Source organism: Pseudanabaena sp. 'Roaring Creek' (assembly GCF_001402795.1).
Lineage (GTDB): Bacteria > Cyanobacteriota > Cyanobacteriia > Pseudanabaenales > Pseudanabaenaceae > Pseudanabaena.
This window is the reverse complement of record NZ_LIRE01000103.1, coordinates 1-8,487: the sequence shown is the minus strand read 5'-3', so window position 1 is coordinate 8,487 and position 8,487 is coordinate 1. Positions and strand designations below refer to the sequence as shown.

The window sequence follows — 8,487 nt, the reverse complement described above, 5'->3', positions numbered from 1 at the left end:
CATAAGTAAACTTAAAACCCAGAAGAGCATACCGCCCGCGCAGCGGGCGGTATGCTCTCTGGGTTTGGTTTTTAATTATGCCTAGCTACTTAGTAAGTAATTCGGTATAAGTAGCTGGGTACAATTAAATATAAAAACCAAAAGCTGTAGCGCAGGCTGTGCCTGCGCCGCAGGTTTTAGATCTAGTTTTTAATTTTACGAGAAAAATGGGGCTTCGACTTCGCTCAGCCATCGGTATAGCGGTATACCAATAGCTGAGTGAAGTCGAAGCCTCTCACAAATCATTTAGGATTGCTGTATAGCCAATCCATATAGCCAATCCATAGGGAATCAAAGGAAGAAAAATGCGTAGCTCAGGTTGGTGTGTCGTTGGGATTTTGGTCAATATCTCTACTTGTATTACCATTTTGGCGAATAGTCCCGCAGGATGGGCATTAGATAAGTCCACCGATCGCCAAGGTATTGATGCAAGGAGCTTGCAAAATTCTCCCTACAACCTCACGGGCAAAGATGTGTTTGTGGGGCAAGTCGAGTTGAGTCGTCCATTACGCTTTGCCGTAGATAAACTCTTTAACAAACTTTTATCGCGCGATCGCGCGATCGTGCAGCCCTACGCCGTTTTTTTTCGCGACGGTAAGGCTGTTCCCAATCGCAACATTGACGATCATTCCGAGCAGGTTGCCGCAGTCATCATTAGTCAAGATAAAACTTACCGAGGGATCGCGCCCAATGCCAAACTGATCTCTGCTGCCTATTCCCAACGTCGCCAAGACGGACAACCAGAAGCCTGTCTTGCCGCCCAATATATTGCGCGACAACATAACGGTACTGTGCGGGCGATTAACTTCAGCTTTGGCGAACTCCTCAGCGAAGATCCGCGCCCCAATCCTCAACTTGATGGTAATGCTCTACTTACACTCTGCGTCGATTGGCTGGCGACGACTTACAATACTTTACCAATAATCGCAGGAAACCAAGGTAAAGGTGGCATTCCCATTCCCACCGATCTTTTTAATGGGTTTACCGTGGGCTTTACCCATGAGGTTGAGGGTATTTATCGTCAGCTCGATCGTGGCAACTTGATCGATGAGCCATTTATCGATCGCAGTAATACTGGTAAATACGAACAGGGGGAATTTTTTACTGACCTCAATAAAGATGGGAAATGGACGGCAGGTGTCGAAAGTCCCCTCAATGGCAGGCGATCGCTCGCTCTGCTTGCCCCAGGCAGTAACCTCAAACTCCCCAATTTACAAGGCAAATTTAAAAATGCTAGCGGATCGAGTTTTGCCGCGCCCCACGTAGTCGGGACGATCGCTCTGCTCCATGAGTACGCCAATCGCCAGATTGAGAATGGGCAATGGAGTGTTGAGGCGCGTCGGCATGAGTTACTCAAAGCTGTCCTCATCAACTCCGCCGATAAAATTCAAGATCGGGGTGATGGGAAAAACCTTGGTATGTCCAAAACTATTCTCGATACCTTTGGCAAAACATGGCTCGATAGTGAAGCCTATGGCAGTCGGGTAGTACCGCTCAGTCGCAGTCTTGGCTCAGGACAACTCAACGCTCGCCGAGCTTTGCTGCAATACCAAGCAGGACAGCAATCACCCCAAAATGGAGTGGCGACCATCAAAGCGATCGGTTGGGATACCAATTTTGTCAATGTCGATAATTTTCAAGATTATATTTTTAGCGAGCCGCTTTTAGCCGACAGCTTTATTGCTGCCACTCTAACTTGGGATCGCCAAGTTAAACTCAACGATAAAAATGGCAATAGCCTCTACGATATCGGTGAAAGCTTTAGCGATGAGGGCTTTAATAAAATCGAATTGTACTTAATGCGATCGCAGGATACTGATATTTCCCAAAGTATTTGGTCATCCACCAGTCAAGTTGATAACTTACAGCATATTTTTGTAAAAATTCCCACCACAGGTAAATACAAACTGCGGGTGGTATTTAAATCCCCCCAAACCAATACGCCAAGCCAGCGCTACGGCTTAGCTTGGTGGGCAAAAAATTCTTAAATATCCTTAAAAAAGGGGGCGCGAAGCGCCCCCTTTTTTTACTTGAATTACTTAGGAGTCGTCGCGCTAGGAGGGAGGTACTGGGCATCAACAAAACCTAACTCAAACAATTGTTGATAAGCCTGTTGACCGAGATCGCGGGTAGGCGCTTGACTGCGGATCAATTGAATTAACAAAGGTACGGATAGTTCGGGTTGATTTTTAGCTCGATAAACCACAGCAAGTTGGTAGGTCGCCTCATCACGCAACTGTGCTGCCTGTAGAGCCTTACGACGGTGACTATCGGATATGCGATTGTCAATGCCTGAAAAGCTGGTCGTTAGTTCCTGATAAAAATTGGATAATTGATTAAAGACTTGACGGGCATCTTGCAACTTAGATACAGCTTGATCGTAATTTTGCTGGCTAACTGCGGTCATTGACTCTGCCATCAACCTCTGTCCCCCTGCAATACTAAACACACTATTCTCTAGAGAATTGGGCTTAGTTGCCTCTACGGGCTGAGCTTGCGTAGGTTGAACTTTGGGCGGCTGAGATGAGGCATTTTGGGCGATCGCCTTTAGAGGGAGCAAAGTCGCAGAAGAGATCAAAGATAAAGCTGCGGCTTGAAAGGCAATCTGAAAGAAGCAAGGCTTAGCAAAGGATGTGGACATAGGTTGCAAATTCTGGATGCTCACAAGAAAGAATAAGTTTTAGCTGAATACTTGGGGGTTGCTTTTAACTTGAAAAAAGTGAAAAGCATTTATCTAAAACTTTTTGTTATCGTAACACCCCAACACAGACGAAGTAACTATTAAAAGTATCCCCAAAAGTATGTTAGGGACACTTTGCCCTAGTCCGCACCTTATTTGTTGAAGAGTTGTAAAGCAAATGTGACATCTTGCGTGATATGCTTAGCAACGGTGTAGGCAGCTACATCCAAGTTTTTGGACACCCATTTTAGTACTATCTCAAGTACTAGTTCTTCACTCAAACAGTCAGTAAATTTTGCTAAAAAGCAGTCGCTATAGGTCAACCTCCAAGGGTCAACAGTGAAGATCATCCCCGCAAAAAACAGTACAGTCGCACAGACGGTTGTAAAAACTTCATCCACATCAGTTGTTGATGGCATGGAAGAGTACAATCGCCTCAAGCTTAGGCTGTTAGTAATTACCCTCATCTCTGGGCTTGTTATTGGCTTAGCTGTATGGTTTTGGTACGGGTGGAAGATTGCCCTCAGTTATGCTGTCGGCGCATTAGTTGGCTCTGTCTACTTCAGAATGCTAGCTAAAAGCGTAGATCGATTGGGTGGTGAATCCAACCGACTCGGATTTTCGCGGCTTGGGCTGTTCGTACTTTTGATGGCGATCGCTGCTAAGTCCGATCAACTAGAGATTTTGCCTGCATTCTTAGGCTTTATGACCTATAAAGTCGCTGTTTTAGTAATTCTTGCCCAAGACTTGAGCCAAGACCTGAGCCAAGACTTGAGCAAAGGTTAATTGACCGAGATTGAGGAAAACTTGAGGATTGGGTTCCATTCTCGCTGATTTAACCTCCTACAGGTTGTAACATATCGAACATGATCGATCCAGTATCTTTTGGCTATTCAGTTAGTCACCAAACCAGTCTTGCCGCACTAGAAGTGGGCAAACACTTTTATTGGCAGTTCGGTAATCTAGCGGTACATGGTCAAGTTTTAATTGTGAGCTGGGTTGTGATGGGAGCAGTACTCGTTGCTGCACTGATCGGATCTAGCACCGCTAAAGCTGACCAGCGCGTTCCCGCAGGTTTTCAAAATTTCATGGAATATGCTCTGGAGTACGTTCAGGGCATCGCTAAAGACCAGATTGGCGAAAAGCACTACAGAGAATGGGTGCCATTTGTTGGTAGTCTATTCTTGTTTATCTTCGTATCGAACTGGTTAGGAGCGCTAGTTCCTTGGAAATTGATCGAATTGCCCGAGGGCGAACTTGCTGCCCCGACAAGCGACATCAATACCACGATCGCCCTAGCATTATTAGTCTCCTTAGCCTATTTCTATGCTGGATTGAGCAAGCGCGGTTTGGAATACTTCACTAGATATATCCAAGCTTCTCCCTTTCTCCTTCCTTTATGGGTTCTTGAAGATTTCACAAAACCCCTTTCGCTAAGCTTCCGTCTTTTCGGAAACATCCTCGCCGATGAGCTAGTTGTGGGGGTCATGGTTCTCCTCGTACCTTTGTTTGTACCTCTGCCATTGATGATTCTGGGATTATTTACCAGTGCCATCCAAGCATTGATTTTTTCGACCTTGGCAGCGTCTTACATCGGTGAAGCGATGGAGGGACATGGTGATGAAGGACATGAGCATTAAGCTCGTTAATTCAACCGATTGATTCGGGAAGTTGGTTTCCCATATTTGTTTCCCATATTTGTAAACACTTAAAAATAATCTAAGAAGGAAAAAGAACGTGATTGATCCATTAGTAGCTTCAGCATCCGTAATCGCCGCTAGCGTTGCCGTTGGTCTTGGTGCAGTTGGACCTGGTATCGGTCAAGGTACAGCTGCTAGCCGCGCTGTAGAAGGTATTGCTCGTCAGCCTGAAGCTGAAGGCAAAATTCGTGGCACCCTATTGTTGAGCTTGGCTTTCATGGAAGCTCTTACCATTTACGGTCTGGTTGTTGCACTTGTATTGCTATTCGCTAACCCCTTCGCCTAATAGCCTTTTCTTGAATGCCTTTTCTTGAATGCCTTTTCTTGAATGCATTTCTTGAATGCCTACTCTTGAGTGCCTAGTGTAGTAAAGAGCTAGTGTAGCAAAGAAGCTAAGTTGGAAAGTCGAGCTTTTCCTTTAATTCTTGGCTTCTTTGTCCATCTAGATCGCTACCTTTAGTAACAGCATTTATCCAAATGCTCCACAAAAGTGCTTTTTTAGCAACATACCTATGACAATTTGGAACCTTTTTTCAACTGTTCTCATCGCTGCGGAAGCGGCAGAACATAAAGGCGGCTTGTTTGATATCAATGCCACACTTCCAATTATGGCAGTGCAATTTGTTGTTTTTGTGGCGCTTCTGAACGTTATTTTCTTTAAACCTTTAACTAAGGCGATCGATGATCGTGATGATTATGTTAGAGGACAGATTATTGGCTCAAAGGAACGTCTAGAAAAAGCTGAGTTAGCTGTTAAGCAATATGAGCAAGAGCTTGCTTCTGCGCGTAAGGCAACTCAGAACATCTTAACAACTGCTCAAGCGGAAGCAAATAAGATTCGTAAAGAACGTATTGATGCTGCGATGGCTGAAGCTCAAGCAAAAGTTGCTACAGCTAAAGCAGAAATCGAAAAGCAAAAGCAAGATGCGACCGCATCTCTGGACGCTGAAGTAGAGTCGCTCAGTCGCCAAGTTCTAGAAAAATTACTAGGTAACTTAGTTAAATCCTAGTTCTGACGATCCTCATAGATAGTTTCTATCTGGATTCTGGCTGGTATTGAGTAATAGAAACAACCTTTATGATTAGAAATTTCGTCTTACTTGCAAGTGAAGCAGGCGAGCATTCAGGCTTCGGTATTAATTCCGATATTCTGGAAACTAACCTGATCAACTTAGTGATCGTTATCGGTCTTTTGATCTATGCAGGTCGTGGTTTCTTAGGCAAAATTCTCTCGGCTCGCTTGGAGTCTATCCAGTCGGCGATCGCTGATGCAGAAAAGCGTCAAAAGGAAGCAACAGATAAGCTTGCTTTGCAGCAAGGCAAATTAGCTCAGGCAAAAACCGAGGCTGAAAACCTACGCAAACAGGCTGAAACTGATGCCAAACACGCGGCTGATGCAATTTTGGCGACGGTTGATGCAGATATTGCTCGTTTGCGAGAAGCTGCCGACCAAGAGATTGCCACGGAGCAAGATCGTGTAATCGTGCAATTGCGTCAGCAAGTTGCCGAAAAAGCCCTCGCTAGCGTTCAGTCTTACTTTGATCGCGGTTTGAGTGAATCCGCTCAAGTCGAACTGATCGACCGTAGCATTGCCCTTTTAAGTTCTGACTAGGAGAAAACATGAAATCTAATTCTGTTAGTCAAGCTGTCGTCGCTCCCTATGCTGAGGCTTTAATGTCCTTGGCGCAAGAGCAGAGAAACTTAGATGCGATCGCTAAAGATGTCCGCCTGATTGGCGATACTTTGACTGATTCTTTGGAGTTAAGTCAATTATTTGCTAGCCCTTTAATTGGCGCAGATGTCAAAAAAGGCGTAGTAGAAAATGTGTTTGGTTCTCAGGTAAGCTCTATTACCAAAAGCTTTTTACTTCTATTAGTCGATCGCAAACGTATTGCCTTCTTAGGACAAATCGTTAATGAGTTCAAAGCTCTATTGCGTGTAATCGATCAAGTAGCTCTTGCTGAAATTACGACTGCTTTAAAATTGAGTAGATCTCAGGAAGATAGCATTCGCGATCGCGTCAAAGCGATGACAGGCGCTAGAAGCGTTGACCTTGACGTAACTGTTAATCCTGATTTAATTGGTGGCGTAATCATTAAAGTTGGTTCTCAAGTCGTTGATGCCAGCATTCGTGGACAACTACGCCGATTAAAGAGCAGCCTCACCGCAGGCGTTTAATCTCAGGGAAAAAGGAAAAAGTAAAAGGGAAAAAGTAATTATCAATTACCAATCACCAATTACCAATTACCAAATCCCAAAAAAGCTAAAAGCTAAAAGCTAAATGCTAATAGCTAAATCCCCAAATATTCAAAACAAATCGATCGCTGATAACTGGTAAAACACAACTATGGTTAGCATCAGACCTGACGAAATAAGCAATATTATCAAGCAGCAAATTGCTAATTATAACCAAGAGCTGCAAGTTTCCAACGTTGGTACTGTCCTGCAAGTCGGTGACGGTATCGCTCGTGTCTATGGCTTGGAACAGTGCATGGCTGGCGAGTTGCTGGAATTTGAAGATGGTACTGTCGGCATTGCGCTGAACCTTGAAGAAGACAACGTTGGTGTTGTGTTGATGGGTGAAGGTCGCAAGATCGCTGAAGGTAGCTCGGTTAAAGCAACTGGACGTATTGCCCAAGTTCCCGTAGGCGAAGCCTTTATTGGTCGCGTTGTGGATGGTTTGGCTCAACCTATTGATGGTAAGGGCGAAATCAAAGCAAGCGAATCTCGCTTAATTGAATCTCCCGCTCCTGGCATTATTGCTCGTAAATCCGTATTTGAACCCCTACAAACGGGTATTACTGCGATCGACGCGATGATTCCCGTCGGACGCGGTCAGCGTGAGTTGATCATTGGTGACCGTCAAACAGGTAAGACCTCTGTTGCGGTAGATACCATCATCAACCAAAAAGGTTTGGACTGTATCTGCGTATATGTAGCGATCGGGCAAAAAGCTTCTACCGTTGCGAACGTTGTTAACAAGCTTCGTGAAAGCGGCGCAATGGAATACACGATCGTCGTTATGGCAAGTGCCAACGATCCTGCTACCTTGCAATACCTCGCTCCTTACACTGGCGCAGCATTGGCTGAGTACTTTATGTACAAAGGTCAAGGCACTTTGATCGTCTATGATGACTTGTCTAAGCAAGCCCAAGCTTATCGCCAAATGGCTCTCTTGCTCCGTCGTCCACCAGGTCGTGAAGCCTATCCTGGAGACGTATTCTACTTACACTCCCGCTTGCTCGAACGTGCTGCGAAGTTAAGTGATGAACTCGGCGGTGGATCGATGACCGCATTGCCGATCATCGAGACTCAAGCGGGTGACGTATCGGCTTACATTCCTACCAATGTAATTTCGATTACCGACGGTCAAATCTTCTTGTCCTCTGACCTCTTCAATGCTGGTATTCGTCCTGCGATCAACCCTGGTATCTCGGTATCTCGTGTTGGTTCCGCTGCGCAAATCAAGGCAATGAAACAGGTGGCAGGTAAGATCAAACTGGAACTAGCTCAGTACGATGACCTCGTCGCTTTCGCTCAGTTCGCCTCTGATTTGGACAAAACCACTCAAGCGCAACTAGCCCGTGGTCAACGTCTCCGCGAAATTCTCAAGCAGCCTCAATATTCGCCATTGCCCGTAGGCGACCAAGTTGCGATTATCTATACCGCAATTAATGGCTATCTTGATGAACTTGAAGTCGATCAAGTGGGCGCATTTAACAAGGGTCTGCGTAACTACTTGGCAACCAGCAAGCCCAAGTACGGCGAAATCATCAAGTCCGAGAAGAAGCTCTCTGATGAAGCAGAAAAAATCTTGAAGGAAGCACTTGTTGAATACAAGAAGACCTTTTTAGCTTCTGTCTAATCCACAGATAAGCTAATAAAAAAGAGGGCATATGCCCTCTTTTTTATTGCAATTTTATTGAAAATGAAATTCTAAACTCTGTGATATGCTGCTAATCAAGTAGTCTTTTGTACTTCGATGTCTAATACCAAATCACAAAATGGCGTAGCCATTTTGTGATTTTAAAACCCTTACTGGATTTGGTTTTCAATTCCCAAAAGTGT

The 8,487-nt window shown here is 44.9% G+C and carries 9 protein-coding genes; 8 read left to right on the top strand and 1 reads right to left on the bottom strand.

Translation table 11 applies throughout. The features are described 5' to 3' along the window. Positions 1 to 344: 344 nt before the first annotated feature. On the top strand, positions 345 to 2,027 hold the full coding sequence (locus AC805_RS03370) for a S8 family serine peptidase (protein WP_055074100.1): 1,683 nt from the start codon (positions 345 to 347) through the stop codon (positions 2,025 to 2,027). Between the two features lie 47 nt (positions 2,028 to 2,074). On the opposite strand, the gene AC805_RS03365 is transcribed toward AC805_RS03370, so the two are convergent. Further along, positions 2,075 to 2,680: a hypothetical protein gene (locus AC805_RS03365; RefSeq protein WP_055074101.1), complete on the bottom strand. Its 606-nt coding sequence runs from the start codon at positions 2,678 to 2,680 to the stop codon at positions 2,075 to 2,077. Between the two features lie 378 nt (positions 2,681 to 3,058). Here AC805_RS03365 and AC805_RS03355 point away from each other — a divergent pair, with 378 nt between their 5' ends. The 7 genes from AC805_RS03355 (at position 3,059) to atpA (ending at position 8,284) form a co-directional block, all read left to right on the top strand. Next, positions 3,059 to 3,505, top strand: a complete 447-nt coding sequence (locus AC805_RS03355; protein ID WP_055074098.1) for an ATP synthase subunit I — start codon at positions 3,059 to 3,061, stop codon at positions 3,503 to 3,505. 80 nt (positions 3,506 to 3,585) lie between these two features. Beyond that, entirely contained in the window at positions 3,586 to 4,359 is a 774-nt protein-coding gene (gene atpB, locus AC805_RS03350) for a F0F1 ATP synthase subunit A (RefSeq protein WP_009628632.1), read from the top strand. A 100-nt stretch (positions 4,360 to 4,459) separates the two neighbouring features. After that, positions 4,460 to 4,705, top strand: coding sequence for an ATP synthase F0 subunit C (gene atpE, locus AC805_RS03345; protein WP_040689330.1), 246 nt, complete (start codon positions 4,460 to 4,462; stop codon positions 4,703 to 4,705). Positions 4,706 to 4,931: 226 nt separating this feature from the next. Then, a complete protein-coding gene (locus AC805_RS03340) occupies positions 4,932 to 5,429 on the top strand; it encodes a F0F1 ATP synthase subunit B' (RefSeq protein ID WP_009628630.1) in 498 nt (165 codons plus the stop codon). A gap of 68 nt (positions 5,430 to 5,497) precedes the next feature. Further along, complete coding sequence (locus tag AC805_RS03335) at positions 5,498 to 6,031, top strand: F0F1 ATP synthase subunit B (RefSeq protein WP_055074097.1); 534 nt, start codon at positions 5,498 to 5,500, stop codon at positions 6,029 to 6,031. A gap of 8 nt (positions 6,032 to 6,039) precedes the next feature. Then, positions 6,040 to 6,597, top strand: coding sequence for an ATP synthase F1 subunit delta (atpH, locus tag AC805_RS03330; protein WP_055074096.1), 558 nt, complete (start codon positions 6,040 to 6,042; stop codon positions 6,595 to 6,597). 169 nt (positions 6,598 to 6,766) lie between these two features. After that, entirely contained in the window at positions 6,767 to 8,284 is a 1,518-nt protein-coding gene (gene atpA / locus AC805_RS03325; RefSeq protein ID WP_009628627.1) for a F0F1 ATP synthase subunit alpha, read from the top strand. The last annotated feature ends 203 nt before the right edge of the window (positions 8,285 to 8,487 follow it).

Excerpts from the sequence above, each read along its gene's own strand:
- atpA (WP_009628627.1), top strand. The coding sequence starts at position 6,767 with ATGGTTAGCATCAGACCTGACGAAATAAGCAATATTATCAAGCAGCAA.
- atpH (WP_055074096.1), top strand. The coding sequence starts at position 6,040 with ATGAAATCTAATTCTGTTAGTCAAGCTGTCGTCGCTCCCTATGCTGAG.
- AC805_RS03340 (WP_009628630.1), top strand. The coding sequence starts at position 4,932 with ATGACAATTTGGAACCTTTTTTCAACTGTTCTCATCGCTGCGGAAGCG.
- AC805_RS03370 (WP_055074100.1), top strand. The coding sequence starts at position 345 with ATGCGTAGCTCAGGTTGGTGTGTCGTTGGGATTTTGGTCAATATCTCT.
- atpB (WP_009628632.1), top strand. The coding sequence starts at position 3,586 with ATGATCGATCCAGTATCTTTTGGCTATTCAGTTAGTCACCAAACCAGT.
- AC805_RS03365 (WP_055074101.1), bottom strand. The coding sequence starts at position 2,680 with ATGTCCACATCCTTTGCTAAGCCTTGCTTCTTTCAGATTGCCTTTCAA.
- AC805_RS03335 (WP_055074097.1), top strand. The coding sequence starts at position 5,498 with ATGATTAGAAATTTCGTCTTACTTGCAAGTGAAGCAGGCGAGCATTCA.